Genomic DNA, 14,808 nt, shown 5'->3' on the forward strand with positions numbered 1-14,808 from the left:
AATAGCAGAAGGGACATGGGCAGAAAGGTGGGATATCCAGAATGATGACGCCAGTTGAGCGGCTGTTCACTGTATTGGATGAAACAGCTCAGATTTTACAGGAAGAATTGCAATGCACGTATTTAGAGGCGGTCGCCGAAACGGGGGAAAACTTGTTCCACGGCGATGTGCTGCAGGATGAAGTGAGCGAGCTAAACGCCAAACGGTTGAAAAAACAATATCGCGAACTCGTGATCGACCGGTTTCAAAATGAAGAAATCCGCAAGGCGTTCCAGCTTGCCGTCTTAAAAGGGATGCGCCAACATGTTCAGCCGCACCATCAAATGACTCCGGATGCGGTCAGCTTGTTTTTGGCGTATTTAGTGCGCCGGTTTACACGCCCGCATTTGGCGCTCACCATCCTTGACCCGGCCGTCGGCACGGCGAATTTATTGACGGCGGTGCTCAACGGCCTTAGCGGCAAGCAGGCGAAAAGTTATGGCGTCGATGTCGACGATTTGCTCGTCAAACTCGCGTATGTCAACGCCAACTTGCAAAAACATTCGGTGCAGCTGTTTAACCAAGACAGCTTGCGCCCGCTCTTTGTCGAACCGGCTGATGTCGTCGTCTGTGATTTGCCGGTCGGCTATTACCCGGACGATGACAATGCGGCTCGGTTTGCTCTGAAAGCGGAAGAGGGGCGGTCGTACGCGCACCATTTGTTGATCGAGCAAAGCTTGCGGCATACAAAAGACGGCGGTTATTTATTTTTCCTTATTCCCAATACATTGTTTTCAAGCCCGCAAGCGCAACAGCTGAACCAATTCCTAAAAGAGGCGGCCATCGTCCAAGGCGTGCTGCAGCTGCCGCTGTCGATGTTTCAACACGAACAGGCGGCGAAAAGCGTGTTCATTTTGCAAAAGAAAGGGCCGATGGCAAAGCCGCCAAAAAATGTGCTGCTTGCCGAGCTGCCGCGCTTTTCGAACAAGACGGCGATGCAGGCGATGATGGCGAAAATCGAGGCGTGGATCGCGAATGAAAAGGGAAGCTGATCCACAAAAGGCGATCCGCCTTCAAGGGAAGTTCGAGGCATAGCCGCAAGGAAGCATGCAGTGTGTGGAGATCGTGATGCAAAAGAGGGAGTTCGATCTTTTTGGGACTCCCTCGTTTGCATTTTTCACAACATAAAAACTTTTTCTTGCAACCGATTACCAAACGAGCAAGCGCTTGAAAGAAAAACAAGGGGGGCATACAATGAAAAAGGCATAGTGAAACGGCGCCCAATCGCGCACACTAACGGTAGGCGCGATCGGATTTCGCAAAAAGGAGCTGTTTGGATATATGGCGAACGTGTTAGCCATTAACGCGGGTAGTTCATCATTGAAATTCCAATTGTTTGAGATGCCGGCGGAAACGGTGTTGACGAAAGGGGTCGTCGAGCGGATCGGCTTTGACGACGCGATTTTCACGATCGTTGTGAACGGGGAAAAGCAACAGGAAGTGACCGCCATCCCGAACCACGCCGTGGCGGTGAAAATGCTGTTGGATAAATTGATTCGCTACGGCATTATTCGATCGTTTGAGGAAATCGACGGCATTGGCCATCGTGTCGTCCATGGTGGGGAGAAGTTCAGCGACTCTGTGTTGATTACCGATGAAGTGATGAAACAAATCGAGGAAGTTTCCGAGCTCGCCCCGCTCCACAACCCGGCCAACCTTGTCGGCATCCGGGCGTTCCAAGAAGTGCTGCCGAACGTGCCGGCGGTGGCGGTGTTCGATACAGCGTTCCACCAAACGATGCCGGAACAGTCGTTTTTATACAGCTTGCCGTATGAGTATTACACGAAATTTGGCATTCGCAAATACGGATTCCACGGCACGTCGCATAAATACGTCACCCAGCGCGCGGCCGAATTGCTCGGCCGGCCGATCGAACAGCTGCGCCTCATCTCGTGCCATTTAGGCAACGGCGCGAGCATTGCGGCGGTGGAAGCAGGAAAATCGATTGACACATCGATGGGCTTCACTCCATTAGCGGGCGTAGCGATGGGGACGCGTTCCGGCAACATCGATCCGGCGCTCATCCCGTATATTATGGAGAAGACGGGAATGACGGCCGATGAAGTGATTGAAGTGCTGAACAAACGAAGCGGCATGCTCGGCTTGTCCGGCATTTCAAGCGACTTGCGCGACCTCGAAAAAGCGGCGGCGGAAGGAAATGAACGGGCCGAGCTGGCGCTTGAAGTGTTTGCGAGCCGGATCCATAAATATATCGGTTCATATGCGGCCCGCATGTACGGTGTTGATGCCATCATTTTCACGGCCGGCATCGGCGAAAACAGCGATGTCGTGCGCGCCAAAGTATTGCGCGGCCTCGAATTCATGGGCGTCTACTGGGATCCGGTGTTAAACAAAGTGCGCGGCAAAGAAGCGTTCATCAGCTATCCGCACTCGCCGGTCAAAGTGCTCGTCATTCCGACGAACGAAGAGGTCATGATCGCCCGTGATGTGATGCGGTTGGCGCATTTGCAATGAGCAGCGGAATAGAACGACAAGCGGCTGAAAACGAAGCGGTCCGCTCCTAGATGCTAGGGGCGGCCGCTTTTTTGTTATTTTGTTAGTGGCAGCGATGGAAACGGCTAAGGGCTGTTTTCGAATGTGATATCGCTTCCTCCCTATATCCCCTATAATTGTCGGAATTGCCCGCTTCGTATATTTTAGGGCAAAATGACGGTGAAACAGACGGCAAGGGAGTCGATGGAAATGGCGTTGTTCCGCAATGAGGATCATGTCTACCGTGTCATTGGCGAGTTTATGAAAATCCCATCACGGCCACGGACAGGAGAGGAGTTGCACAATTGGTGGGGGCAACATCCGGCGTATAAAGAGTATGGCGGGGAGGTGGAGCAAATCAACCGCATCGGCGAACAAATCCGCCGTTCCCGCGCCGCGTTCGTCTTTTATGTGACCGATCCGGAGGCGGTCATCAGCATCGATGCGAGGCGGCCAAAGCCCGGCGAACATTACGAAGTGTTGTTCGGCCGGGGTCTTGATCAGCCTGATGTCGCCATTCAGACAGCCGGGGACGTCGCCCACCAATTTTGGGGCGGAAACATCAACGTTCCATTGGCCCTCGTGACCGGAAAAATGAAGGCAAAAGGATCGAAAGCGAAGGCGCTCCAGCTGTTGCCGCGCATCGTGCCGGCGTTTCCGCTTTATCGGCGCTATTTGGAACTGATTGATGAGCGCGCGCTCCTCCATGCTTTAAAAGCATAAAAACATCGGGGAGCGCCGCGCGGGAGGAAAGAAAGTTCCGACGATTTTCGGGATAGGACGTGGAACGGAAAGGCGATATAGTAAAAGTACAAAGCGAGATTTCAGACAGTTCTAAATTTTCGAGGAGGCAATGAAGATGACGACGGTAAGAGACATTTTCCAACTGATTGATTCGCAATTGAGGGAAGACCCATCCCGCGCTGATGGGATCATCGCGGTGTACCAGTTTAACTTAAGCGGGTCTGATGCGGGGGTGTACCAAGTCGTCCTTCGTCCAGATGCGGGATTTGTCATTGAAGGAGAGCGGGAAACGCCGGATTGCACGCTCAGCATGGACAGCGAGGATTTTAAAAAAATGGTGGACGGCGAGCTCAACGGAACGGAAGCGTTTATGAGCGGGCGGCTTCGCATTGACGGGGATATGGGGCTGGCGCTGCGTCTTCAAGAAGTGCTGTCCGCCTATAACAGCGCCAATCAAAACCAATAAGCATACCAAGAAAGACGGCCAGCATGTTGTTTTGTTCATTGACAGCAGCACCGACCGTCAGAAGAAAGGAGACAAAAGGCGGCGGGCTCGTCCTTTTTCGCAGGCCCGCCCAATTTGGTTAAAGGAGACGGGGGAATGGATTTACGAACGGTTTGGACAAAAAATATCGAGCAGTTTGGTCCTTATCCGACACTGATTTTTGAGGGAAACGAATATACGAACGTGGACTGCGATGCCCGTTCGTCCCAGCTGGCTCATGCGTTGATTGAACTTGGGGTCAAGCCGGGCGACCGCGTCGTCGTGACGATGCCAAACAGCCCGGAAGTGGTCGTCGCTTTCAGCGGCGTCTTGAAGGCAGGAGCGGTTGTCGTGCCGGTGCTGCCGCTGCTGCAGACGCAGGAGCTCCATTACATTTTTCAAGATTGCGAACCGAAAGTCGTGCTGACAGCGGAAATGCTGTGGGCGAAGGTGAAAGAGGCGGCGAACGGATTGCCGGCGCCTCCAATGATGTTTACGCTGGACGATCTTGATTCTCCGCGCTCTCTACGGACAAGGGTGGAACAAGCTCCTGCCAGCATGCCGCTGGCGGCCGTCGCCGAAAATGCTCCTGCCGCTTTGCTTTACACATCGGGAACGACCGGAATGCCGAAAGGGGTCGTCTTGACGCATCGCAACTTGTATGCCAACGCCAAAGCAGCGGCCGAGATGGCGAAGCGGCTGCCGACCGAATATGACCGCGTCGGTCTTGGCGTGCTGCCGATCTCCCATGCATTCGGCTTCACGATGATGAACGTCGCGTTGCTGTTGGGCGACAAGATTATTCTCCTGCCGCATTTCGAGCCGAAAAAAGTGTTGGAGGCGATCGAACGGTATCGGGTGACGCATACGGCAATGGTGCCGGCGATGTTCCATGCGTTGTGCTATTGTCCTGAGGCGGACCACTATGACACGTCCAGTTTGGCCGCGTGCGTGTCCGGTTCCGCGTCATTGCCGCGCCCATTGGCGGAGCAGTTTCAGCGCAAATTCGGCTGCTTGATTTTGGAAGGATACGGACTGTCCGAGGCGGCGCCGATTGTGACGGCGACCGATCCGACGAAGCCGATCAAGCTGGGGTCGGTCGGGCTTCCCCTGCCTGGCGTGCAAGTGGCAGTCGTCGATGAGCACGGCAACCGCCTGCCGCCAAACGAAGTCGGAGAACTGATTGTTTCCGGCCCGAACATTTTCCAAGGCTACTACGGAAAAGACGAGGAGACGCGCCAAGCGCTGCGCGACGGCTGGCTGTATACCGGCGATATGGCGCGCATCGATGAAGACGGATACGTGTTTATCGTCGACCGGAAAAAAGATGTCATCATCCGCGGCGGATTCAACATTTACCCGCGCGATCTCGAGGAACTTCTCATGTCCCATCCCGATGTGCTTGAAGCCGGCGTTGTCGGCGTCCCTTCGCCGAAAATGGGAGAAGAAGTCGCCGCATATGTCGTCGTCCGGCGCGGGGCCCAAGTGACGGAAGCGGAGCTGATCGAGTTTTGCCAAAAGCGGGTGGCGAAATACAAAAGCCCGCGCTTTTTGAAAAAGGTCGGCTACTTGCCAAAAAACATGATCGGCAAAATCGACAAAAAGAAGCTGCGTGAATGGGCCAGCGAGTTTATTCCTGCTGTTCAATCGTAATGGAAAAGGAGAGGGACAAGGTGATTTCGTTTCAACCGACTGAAGAGGAACAGGCATTTTTTCAAGTCGCCCGCAGTCTTGCCGTCGAGAAAATCCGTCCGGCCGCAAGAGAGTGCGAGAAACGCCGCACCGTTCTGGCCGACTTGATTGACCGAGTGAATGAGCTTGGCCTGTCAGCGCTCGAACTTCCAGAATTGTGGGGAGGTCTGGAACTGCCGCTTCTATCGCAAGCGATCATTTGGCAAGGGCTCAGCTATGGCGATTTAGCTGTCATTCAAGGGCTTCCTGGGGCCGGAGAGGCGTCTCCCCTCTTCCGTCTGTCTTCCGAGCACCGCGTATGGCATCGGTATCGGGAGAGCGCAAAAGGAGGGCAATGGCCGACGGTTGCCTGGGTCGATGAAGCGGAACAAAAGGAACCGTTGAAGCAGCCCATTCGCGTGCGCCGGCGCGGCAGCGGGTACGTGGTGGACGGAGTGTCCTCCCCAGTGCGCCTGGCGTCGAAAGCCGACTGGGTGGTCATCGCCGCGAGGGATGAAGAAGAAACGGTTTTGCTCGCTTTGGATGAGCGAGCATGGGAGATCGAAGAAGGGGATATAAGGCTGGGGCTTCTTGCTTCCGGCATCGCTCGCCTTCGATTTGCGGAAGTGTACGCCGGCCCGGAGCAACTTGTCGCCCGCGGCCCGGAGGCGGACGCATGGCTCAACCGGGTGCGCGCCCGAAATCAAGTCATCGAAGCGGCGAAGGAAGTCGGCTTGATGGAGGCGGCGCTTGATTACGCTGTTGAATACACCGCGGGCAGAAAGGCGTTCGGGCAGGAGATCGCCAAGTTTCAAGGCGTGTCGTTTACGATCGCGGAGATGGCGTTTGCCTGCCGCGGGGCGAAATGGCTTGTATGGCAAGCCGCTTCTGCAGTTGACCAAGGGGATGAACAGGCGGAAGGCTTTGCCTGGCGGGCGCTGGCGCGCGCTCATCGTTCGCTGCGCTATGTCACCGACCAAGCGGTGCAAATGCTCGGCGGACACGGATATGTGCAAGAATATCCGGTCGAAAAATGGATGCGCGACGCCGAGGCGCAAGTGATGCTGTATGGCCGGGAGCGGGACTGGATCATCCGCCGCGGCGAACAGCTGCTCAGCGAACGGAAAGAGAGGGTGGCGCCATGATTTCGTTTACCTTATCATCGCAACAAAAACAAATGAAAGAGCTCGTCCATTGGTTCGCCAAGCATGAGGTGCGTCCGATTGCGTTGGAGGCGGATCGGCTTGGACGGGTGCCGGATGAATGGCTTCAGAAAGTGAACAAAATGGGCATCCAGCTCAATGCATCCTCGTTTGGCGGGGGACGTGCGCCGTCCGCCTCGGACAAGAAAAAGGAGAGAAAAGAGCGCGAAGGCAACCGCATCGCGGTGATCGCCGCCGAAGAGCTCGCGTGGGGCTGCCCGGCCGTCGCCTTGTCCCTTCCCGGCCCTGGCCTTGGGGGGCCGCCGGTTCAATCGAGCGGCACACCCGAGCAAAAACAGCGGTTTTTGTCAATTTTCACGAAAGATGAGCCGCGCTGGGGAGCCTATGCGTTGACCGAACCGGAAGCCGGGTCGGATGCGTCCGGCATCCGCACGACCGCGAGGAAAGTCGACGGCGGCTATGTATTAAACGGGCAAAAAATTTTCATCACGAACGGCGCCCGCGCTTCGTGGGTCGTCGTGTTCGCCACCATTGACCCATCGCTCGGCCGCGCCGGGCACCGGGCCTTTGTCGTCGAAAAAGGAACGCCGGGATTTGTCGCGACCCGCACGGTCCATAAGATGGGCTTGCGCGCCAATGAAACGGCGGAACTCTTGTTTGAAGACTGTTTCGTCCCTGACGACAATTTGCTTGGCGGCGAAGAGCTGTACAGCGCAAGCGCCAATCGTCCGTCGGGCTTTCAAGTGGCGATGAAGACGTTTGACAGCACGCGGCCGATCGTCGCCGCCATGGCGGTGGGTATCGCTCGCGCGGCGTACGAATATACGCTTGAGGTTGTCAAACGGGAATATCCGAAGCAAGGCCGTTTGTACTATGAAGCGGCTGAGCTGCTCGCCGAGGCGGAGCAAGAGATCGAGGCGGCCCGCCTGCTCACTTGGGAGGCCGCGTGGAAAGCCGACATCGGCGAACCGAACGCCATGGAAGCGGCCATCTGCAAGGCCGTGGCGGGGAAAATGGCGCTTCATGTATGCGCCATGTGCCTTGAGCTGCTCGGCCCCGTCGGCCTTGACGGGCATTTGGTCGAGAAATTGTACCGCGATGTGAAAGTGTTTGACATTTTCGAAGGCACGCAGCAAATCCAGCGCCTCGTCACGGCAAGACGGCTGTATGCGCCATACGGCGTGCATGTATAAACGGGCGGACGGCGACTGCAACTCCTCTGCTTGCGGCGGAGAACGATGATCATTTGTGAAGTTGCCGGTTCGATCGAATGAAAGGGGGGATTTCGATGTCCTATGAAACGTTGCGCATCGAGCGGCGGGCGAAAGGAGTCGCATGGATCGTCATCGACCATCCACCGGCCAATGCCATTAGTGAGCGGCTGATGGAAGAATTGGAACAAGCCGCCGACGAATTGGAAGCCGACCGCGGCGTGCGCGTTGTCGTCATCGCGTCGGCCCATCCGAAAACGTTTCTTGCCGGCGCCGATTTAAAGGACATGATTCAGCGCGGAAGCCAGTTTGCCGGCAATGAGGCCGGCATCGCTGAACAAAGCGCCCGCATGCAGCGCTGTTTCGACCGCTTTGCGACGATGCCGAAGCCGGTCGTCGCGGCCATCAACGGCTACGCGCTTGGCGGCGGCTGCGAACTCGCTTTGGCGTGCGATTTCCGTATCATGGGCGGGGGCAAAATCGGCCTTACGGAAGTTTCCCTCGGCCTCATTCCCGGCGCGGGCGGCACGCAGCGATTGACGCGCCTTGTCGGACGGGCGAAAGCGGCGGAACTCATTTTTCTCGCCAAGCGGCTCGACCCGCAAGAAGCGCTTTCCCTCGGCCTCGTTCATCGCATTGCGCCCCCAGAGCGGCTTGAAGAAGAAGCAGCGGCGTTTGCCGAGCAATTGTCAGAAGGCGCGGTGCGGGCGATGGGGCTCGCCAAGCGGGCCATCTATGCGGCCGAAGGGCTTCCAGAAGCCGGATTTGGCATCGAAGCGGCGTCATTTGCGGCCACGTTTAAGACAGGAGAGCCGGCGATCGGGCTGGCCGCGTTTTTCCAAAAGAAACAACCGCAATTTTTGCGATAAATGGGGGGATCTTGATGTCGTCATGGGCGGAGCTGCTGAAAGGAAAAGTGGCGGTCGTCACCGGCGCCTCACGCGGCCTCGGGCGGGCGGATGCCTTGGCGCTTGCCGAGGCGGGAGCGGATGTCGTGATTACCGATATTTTGCTTGAATCGGATGAAGAAAGCAAACAAACGGCGCAAAAATATGGGCCGCTCTCCCAAGTGATGCAAAGCACAAAAGTCGTCTATGCCGAAAAAACGGCTGAGGAAATCCGCGCCATGGGCCGGCGGGCGATGGCGGTCAAAATGGATGTCACTGACCGCGGGCAGGTGAAAGAAGTGTTCGCCCGCGTCAAAGAAGAGTTTGGCTCCATTGATATTTTGGTCAACAACGCCGGCACGCTCGATCACGTTTCGCAAATCGAAAAGCAAAACGATGAGTTGTGGGAGCGCGATTTGCGGGTGAACTTGACCGGCACGTACAACTGTACCAAAGCGGTCTGGCCGTACATGAAAGAACAAGGGTGGGGGCGGATCATCAACATGTCGTCCGTCGCCGGCACGCTTGGCGGCTTCGGTCAGGCGAGCTATTCGGCGACGAAAGGAGCGGTGTTGAGCTTTACGAAAAGCATGGCGCTTGAAGGAGCGCGCTACGGCATTACGGTGAACGCCATCGTGCCGGGCATCATCAACACGGAAGCGTTCCGCATGGGCAATCCAAAAATGAACGAGCGGATGATCCGGCGCACCGCGTTCCGCCGCCCGGGTGAACCGGAAGACGTCGCCAACGCCATCGTGTTTCTTTGTTCCGATAAAGCGAAATACATTACGGGGATTGGGTTGAATGTTTCCGGCGGCATCGAATTGTTTACGTTCTGATGAATAAGCGCCCGCTTTGGAATACGGTGATCAGGACATAGGAAGAGAGGCCTGCGGCGGCTCTGGCTGCGCAGGGAAAACGGTTTGATTTTGATACGGAACAGGAGGAGCGGCATGAGGGAAGTCGTCATTGTTGACGCCGTGCGCACGGCGATCGGCAAGAAAAAAGGAGCGCTCGCAAACGTTCATCCGGTCGATTTGCTCGTTCCGGTGCTGCGGGCGCTTGTCGACCGGAATGGGCTGGATGCCGACTCAGTGGAAGATGTCATCGTCGGCTGCGTGACGATGACCGGGGAGCAAGGGGGCAACATCGCCCGCCAAGCGGTGCTCGCCGCCGGGTTTCCGGTCGAAGTGCCGGCGTTTTCCTTAAACCGGATGTGTGGGTCGAGCCAACAGGCGATTCATAGCGCGGCGCAGGCGATTTTGTCCGGCGACATCGACATCGCCATAGCCGCCGGAGTCGAAAGCATGACGCGCGTGCCGATGGGAAGCGACATGGGACGGTTCAGCCGCCAGCTGACAAGCCGGTACAACATTGTGCCGCAAGGGATTTCCGCCGAGATGATCGCGAAAAAATGGGGGTTGTCTCGGGAAGAGCTGGACGAATTTTCGCTCGCCAGCCATGAAAAAGCAGCGGCGGCAACCGACCGTGGGATGTTTGAGCGGGAAATCATTCCGCTTGATGTGCCGGGCGGGGAGGGGACGGTGCCCTTCACCCGTGATGAAGGGATCCGGCGCGAAACCTCGCTCGAAAAATTGGCGGCGTTAACGCCGTCATTCCAGCCGAAAGGCGGTGTCGTCACGGCTGGGAATTCGAGCCAAGTGAGCGATGGAGCGGCCGGCGTGCTCCTCATGTCAGCGGAGAAAGCCCGGCAGCTTGGCTTGCGGCCGAGAGCCCGCATCGCCGCGCGCACGGTCGTCGGCGAAGATCCGGTCATGATGCTCACCGGCATCATTCCCGCTACGAGAAGCGTTTTGCAAAAGGCCGGTTTGCGCCTCGAGCAAATGGATGCGATCGAGGTCAATGAAGCGTTCGCTTCGGTCGTCAAGGCGTGGGAGCGGGAGCTCGAGCCGGATATGGCGAAAGTCAACCCGCGCGGCGGGGCGATCGCCCTCGGCCACCCGCTCGGTGCGAGCGGCGCCCGGCTGATGACGACGCTGCTCCATGAACTCGAGGACATCGACGGGAAATACGGACTGCAAGTGATGTGCATCGGCTTTGGCATGGCGACCGCTACGATCATCGAACGGCTGTAAGCAGAAAGGAGGGAGCGGGTTGCACGCATCGCTTGAAACGGCCAAAACAACACCGACGCCCGACTTGGCGGCCATCGGCGCCGCCATTGAAGAGGAACTAGCCGCCATCACCATCGGAAGGCGGAGGAGAAAGATGATTGCGACGATCGCCAAAAATGGGCTCGGCATGGTGCTGGGCGACGTCATCGCCCGCAAGCTGCGAGGGAACGAGGGAGACAAACAATATTTGCACCATATCGGCCGGAGGCTGCGCCTGGCGTTTGAGGAGCTCGGCCCAACGTTCATCAAGCTCGGGCAGGTGCTCGTCACAAGACAGGACATCTTGCCGGAGCCAATCACGATCGAGCTGGAAAAATTGCTCGACCGGGTGCCGCCGATCGAGTTCGCCAAAATTCAATACATTTTGGAGCGCGAGCTGCCTGACGGCTTGGCGACGTTTGACTGGATCGAAGAAACGCCGCTCGGTTCGGCGTCGCTTGCTCAAGTATACAAAGCCAAGCTGAAAGACGGGCCGGTCGTCGCCGTGAAAGTGGTGCGCCCGACGGTCGAAAAGCTGTTTCAAACCGACATCGCCATCATCAAAAAAATGGCCGCCCGCCTGCAAAAGCGGCTGCCGCCCGAACTGCAGGCCGCCCTTGACCTCGGGGGGCTCGTGCAAGATTACTACAGCAGCGCCATGGATGAGCTCGACATGACGGAAGAAGCAAGAAAAATGCAAGAAATGAAGCAAAAGTATGAAAGGAGGGCCGAACATGTCACGGTTCCACACGTGTACGAAGCGACGAAAAGCGTCTTGATTATGGAGTACATTGACGGCTGGCTCATTAAAGACTTCCCTGTCGATTTTCTCACCTTTGAAGAACGGGTCAACATCATGATCGATCTTGTCCATCATTACGTGCAGACGATGCTTGACGGCCATTACCACGCCGATGCCCACGGCTCAAACATTATGATCGACAAGCGGACGAAAAAAGCGGTCATCATCGACTGGGGGATGACCGGACGAATGGACAGCATCATGGCGCAAATTTTAATGCGCGTCATTTTGCACATCCAGCTCAACCAAGCGGAAGACGCCGCCGAAGTGTTTATGGAGCTCATGTCGCCGACTGTGTACACCGATGTCGTCAAATTGAAAGACGAGCTGCGGGCGTTGACGCTCAATTACGTCAACGCCCACCAAGGAAGCAGCCGCTACAACTACGGCCGCCTCGTCCTTGAAGCGACGGCGATCGGGCTCCGCAACTACTGCAAAGTCCCAAACGGCTTGGCGCTTTGGGCGAAAGGATTTTCCGCCACTGAAGGGACGGCGCGCTGGATTTGTCCGGAAATTTCGTACGGCGAAGTCGTTGAGGCGTATGAAATTCCGATTCTAAAAAGCATCCTTGGAAAGCGCTTTAATTTCCGCGCCAACGCGAGTCTTGTCGCGGAAACGGCGGAAATGATCGCCACTTTCCCGCGCCGGTTCAACAAAGTGCTCGAGACAATGGCCGAAAACAAATGGCGCATGACTGTGCAAGTCCAAACCGACCCGGTGACGCGCAACACACTCAACCAAATCGCCAACCGTTTGGCGCTTTCCCTCATCGCGTTTGCCATCATTATGGCCACCGGGTTCATCATCGCCAGCATCCCGGGCGGGACGTTTCTCGGCATGGAGAAAACGACGATCGCCAACATCGGGTTGGCCGCTTCGGTCATCTTAGCCGTTTTCCTTGGCTGGCGGCTGTTCCGCACCCGCAAGCAGCGGCCATGGTTTTAACGGGAGGTCGAAAATAGGAGGGACACTCGACACGAGATCCGATTGAACAGCGAGGAGACGATCAGAGTGGGATTCGCCCTCGGCGAACCTTTGTCAAAGGGAACAAGCGCGTCAAGGACGACGGGGACAGACGAGAAGCGGGAGGGGAGAAAGCATGCATGACGAACAAGAACAACTGACGATGTCCAAACGAATCGAAGCGTTTTATCGGCAAAGCGGCGGACCGGGAAGCCCGACGATCCGCCGGCTGCTCGATAGGCATTTGCTGTATGGGAAAGATCACGGCCTGCCGGGGAAAAAGGAAGAGTTTGAGGATGTCATCCGCGATGTGTTTTTGCAAGACCATTCGACCCGGCCCCTCGTCATCGGCCTTTTCAAGCTGAAAGCAACGCTCAAGCAGGAATGGGACGCCTATTTGGATGCAGTGCGGGGCCGCGGCGCCGCCTGTGAAAAGGAAGGGGATATGGCGGGCAAACGGGCGTAATGCGGGGATGGAAAAGGAGGAAACGACATGGCGAAAGCCGCGGTATTGCACCGCTATGGGGAGCCGCTGACAATCGAAGAAGTGGAGGTGGCAAGCCCTAAGCGCGGGGAAGTGAGAGTGAAACTGAAAGCGGCCGGCCTTTGCCATAGTGATTGGCACGTCATCGAAGGCAAGCTCCCTCTGCCGCTGCCGATCGTGCTTGGCCACGAAGGAGCGGGCATTGTCGAGGAAGTCGGAGAAGGAGTGGCAAGCGTCAAGCAAGGCGACCATGTAGTGCTCAATTGGGTGCCATCATGCGGGACGTGCAGCTATTGCCGCATCGGGCGGCCCGATCTATGCGAAGAGGCGGCGCGGCTGACGGCGACCGGCACGCTGCCGGATGGGACGACGCGCTTTTCGCTGCATGGGAAACCCGTCTATCAATTTTTAACTGCTGGCGCGTTCAGCGAATACACCATCGTGCCGGAGCAGGCGGTCATCCCAATCCGTCGGGATGTGCCGTTTGAGCTGGCGGCCTTGATCGGCTGCAGCGTCATGACCGGGGTGGGGGCGGTCATTCATACGGCCCGCGTTCCGCCGGGCAGCACAGTCGCGGTCGTCGGCGCTGGCGGCGTCGGGTTCAATATCATTCAAGGAGCTGCGCTAGCGGGGGCGAAACAAATTATCGCTATTGATGTCGTCGAGGAAAAACTGGCGATGACGAAAACGTTCGGGGCGACGCACACCGTAAACGCCCGCGAGGACGATGCCGTCAGCGCCGTGCTCGACTTGACCGACGGCGTCGGCGTCGACTATGCGTTTGAGGCGATCGGCCGTCCAGAGACGATGGCCGACGCATACAACATGGCGAGAAAAGGAGGGATGACGGTCATCGTCGGCATCGCCGCGCCGCATGAAACGGTGGAGATCAACGCCTTTTCGCTGCCGTCCCAATCGAAAACGTTGACCGGTTCTTGGCTTGGCCAAGGCAATCCGCCGGTTGACTACCCGAAGCTCTTGGATTTATGCGCGGCGGGAAGGTTGAAGCTCGAGCCGCTCATCAGCGCCGTCTATTCGCTCGGCCAAATCAACGACGGGTTCGCCGCCTTAAAGAGCGGACAAAACATTCGCGGCATCATCCGCTTTGAAGAATGAGATGAAAAGCCGCACCGCGCGCGTTCGGGTGAACAACCAAGAGAAGCTGTTCGGCGGTCGGAAAGAGAGCGTTCTCTTCATCCTTGGACAAAAAGCGGGCAACCAAGGGGATCGAAAAACGTGAAACGATCGAGACGAGAGGGGGATTGACATGCCGGTGTTTCAAAGCGAACAGGAAGTATACGACGTTCTCGGCCGCTTTTTTGAAAAGGTGGCGGAGACGGACGAGTCAAAGGAATTGATCGCCTCGACGGAGCTAAGCCCCGGCTATGACGCGTATGTTCAATATATTTTTCATAAGCCGGAAGCGAAAATTACGTGGATGGAAGAATATGGAAAATTGAAAATTGTCTGCGGCGAAACGGAATTGCGCCCGGAGCTCGTGTTTGAGCAGACGGCGGATGTCGGGCATAAGTTTTGGCTTGGGAAGCTCGACTTGCAGCAGGCGCTCGCCCGCCAGCAAATCAAAGTGCAGGGGCCGCTTGTGAACGCCTTGAAAGTATTGCCGCAGCTTGACGCCATTTACCCGGCGTACCGCGAATATTTGCAGGAAATCGGGCGGAGCGACTTATTGCCATAGCAGGCGGGCTTGGGGAATGCAGGCCGGGATGTCGCGAAGAACGCTGCAAGCACTTGA

The 14,808-nt window shown here is 56.9% G+C and carries 14 protein-coding genes; all 14 read left to right on the forward strand.

Features of this window, described 5'->3' with window-relative positions; translation table 11 throughout:
* Nucleotides 1-41 precede the first annotated feature (41 nt).
* The 14 genes from IC803_RS02965 to IC803_RS03030 all read left to right on the forward strand — a co-directional run bounded on the left by IC803_RS02965 (nt 42) and on the right by IC803_RS03030 (nt 14,751).
* Nucleotides 42-1,031, forward strand: a complete 990-nt coding sequence (locus IC803_RS02965) for a class I SAM-dependent methyltransferase (RefSeq protein WP_081208172.1) — start codon at nt 42-44, stop codon at nt 1,029-1,031.
* Nucleotides 1,032-1,320: 289 nt separating this feature from the next.
* Complete coding sequence (locus IC803_RS02970; RefSeq protein ID WP_081208174.1) at nt 1,321-2,514, forward strand: acetate kinase; 1,194 nt, start codon at nt 1,321-1,323, stop codon at nt 2,512-2,514.
* 228 nt (nt 2,515-2,742) lie between these two features.
* Nucleotides 2,743-3,255, forward strand: a complete 513-nt coding sequence (locus IC803_RS02975; RefSeq protein ID WP_081208176.1) for a hypothetical protein — start codon at nt 2,743-2,745, stop codon at nt 3,253-3,255.
* Nucleotides 3,256-3,391: 136 nt separating this feature from the next.
* Nucleotides 3,392-3,742, forward strand: a complete 351-nt coding sequence (locus tag IC803_RS02980; RefSeq protein ID WP_081208178.1) for an SCP2 sterol-binding domain-containing protein — start codon at nt 3,392-3,394, stop codon at nt 3,740-3,742.
* A gap of 135 nt (nt 3,743-3,877) precedes the next feature.
* A complete protein-coding gene (locus IC803_RS02985) occupies nt 3,878-5,413 on the forward strand; it encodes a class I adenylate-forming enzyme family protein (protein ID WP_081208180.1) in 1,536 nt (511 codons plus the stop codon).
* A 20-nt stretch (nt 5,414-5,433) separates the two neighbouring features.
* Nucleotides 5,434-6,576 (forward strand): acyl-CoA dehydrogenase family protein, encoded by a 1,143-nt coding sequence (locus tag IC803_RS02990; protein ID WP_081208182.1) that lies wholly within the window; start codon nt 5,434-5,436, stop codon nt 6,574-6,576.
* A complete protein-coding gene (locus tag IC803_RS02995; protein WP_081208184.1) occupies nt 6,573-7,787 on the forward strand; it encodes an acyl-CoA dehydrogenase family protein in 1,215 nt (404 codons plus the stop codon). The genes IC803_RS02990 and IC803_RS02995 overlap by 4 nt, the downstream gene beginning before the upstream one ends.
* 95 nt (nt 7,788-7,882) lie before the next feature.
* A complete protein-coding gene (locus IC803_RS03000) occupies nt 7,883-8,674 on the forward strand; it encodes an enoyl-CoA hydratase/isomerase family protein (protein ID WP_081208186.1) in 792 nt (263 codons plus the stop codon).
* 14 nt (nt 8,675-8,688) lie between these two features.
* A complete protein-coding gene (locus tag IC803_RS03005; protein ID WP_081208188.1) occupies nt 8,689-9,531 on the forward strand; it encodes an SDR family NAD(P)-dependent oxidoreductase in 843 nt (280 codons plus the stop codon).
* 114 nt (nt 9,532-9,645) lie between these two features.
* Entirely contained in the window at nt 9,646-10,788 is a 1,143-nt protein-coding gene (locus IC803_RS03010) for a thiolase family protein (RefSeq protein ID WP_081208190.1), read from the forward strand.
* Between the two features lie 19 nt (nt 10,789-10,807).
* Nucleotides 10,808-12,553 carry an ABC1 kinase family protein gene (locus IC803_RS03015; RefSeq protein ID WP_081208192.1) on the forward strand — a complete coding sequence of 582 codons (1,746 nt, stop codon included), beginning with the start codon at nt 10,808-10,810 and terminating at the stop codon, nt 12,551-12,553.
* Nucleotides 12,554-12,707: 154 nt separating this feature from the next.
* The gene (locus IC803_RS03020; RefSeq protein WP_081208194.1) at nt 12,708-13,037 is read left to right on the forward strand and encodes a hypothetical protein; all 330 of its coding nucleotides are present in this window, start codon (nt 12,708-12,710) and stop codon (nt 13,035-13,037) included.
* A 27-nt stretch (nt 13,038-13,064) separates the two neighbouring features.
* Entirely contained in the window at nt 13,065-14,171 is a 1,107-nt protein-coding gene (locus IC803_RS03025) for a Zn-dependent alcohol dehydrogenase (protein ID WP_081208196.1), read from the forward strand.
* Nucleotides 14,172-14,322: 151 nt separating this feature from the next.
* The gene (locus IC803_RS03030; RefSeq protein ID WP_081208198.1) at nt 14,323-14,751 is read left to right on the forward strand and encodes a hypothetical protein; all 429 of its coding nucleotides are present in this window, start codon (nt 14,323-14,325) and stop codon (nt 14,749-14,751) included.
* Nucleotides 14,752-14,808: the final 57 nt, after the last annotated feature.

This window comes from Geobacillus sp. 46C-IIa (assembly GCF_014679505.1).
Taxonomy (GTDB): Bacteria; Bacillota; Bacilli; order Bacillales; family Anoxybacillaceae; genus Geobacillus.

Bases quoted from the DNA above. Each gene is read 5' to 3' on its own strand.
- IC803_RS02975 (WP_081208176.1), top strand. From the start codon at position 2,743: ATGGCGTTGTTCCGCAATGAGGATCATGTCTACCGTGTCATTGGCGAG.
- IC803_RS03025 (WP_081208196.1), top strand. From the start codon at position 13,065: ATGGCGAAAGCCGCGGTATTGCACCGCTATGGGGAGCCGCTGACAATC.
- IC803_RS02965 (WP_081208172.1), top strand. From the start codon at position 42: ATGATGACGCCAGTTGAGCGGCTGTTCACTGTATTGGATGAAACAGCT.
- IC803_RS03005 (WP_081208188.1), top strand. From the start codon at position 8,689: ATGTCGTCATGGGCGGAGCTGCTGAAAGGAAAAGTGGCGGTCGTCACC.
- IC803_RS02995 (WP_081208184.1), top strand. From the start codon at position 6,573: ATGATTTCGTTTACCTTATCATCGCAACAAAAACAAATGAAAGAGCTC.
- IC803_RS03010 (WP_081208190.1), top strand. From the start codon at position 9,646: ATGAGGGAAGTCGTCATTGTTGACGCCGTGCGCACGGCGATCGGCAAG.
- IC803_RS02985 (WP_081208180.1), top strand. From the start codon at position 3,878: ATGGATTTACGAACGGTTTGGACAAAAAATATCGAGCAGTTTGGTCCT.
- IC803_RS03020 (WP_081208194.1), top strand. From the start codon at position 12,708: ATGCATGACGAACAAGAACAACTGACGATGTCCAAACGAATCGAAGCG.
- IC803_RS03030 (WP_081208198.1), top strand. From the start codon at position 14,323: ATGCCGGTGTTTCAAAGCGAACAGGAAGTATACGACGTTCTCGGCCGC.
- IC803_RS02980 (WP_081208178.1), top strand. From the start codon at position 3,392: ATGACGACGGTAAGAGACATTTTCCAACTGATTGATTCGCAATTGAGG.
- IC803_RS02970 (WP_081208174.1), top strand. From the start codon at position 1,321: ATGGCGAACGTGTTAGCCATTAACGCGGGTAGTTCATCATTGAAATTC.
- IC803_RS03000 (WP_081208186.1), top strand. From the start codon at position 7,883: ATGTCCTATGAAACGTTGCGCATCGAGCGGCGGGCGAAAGGAGTCGCA.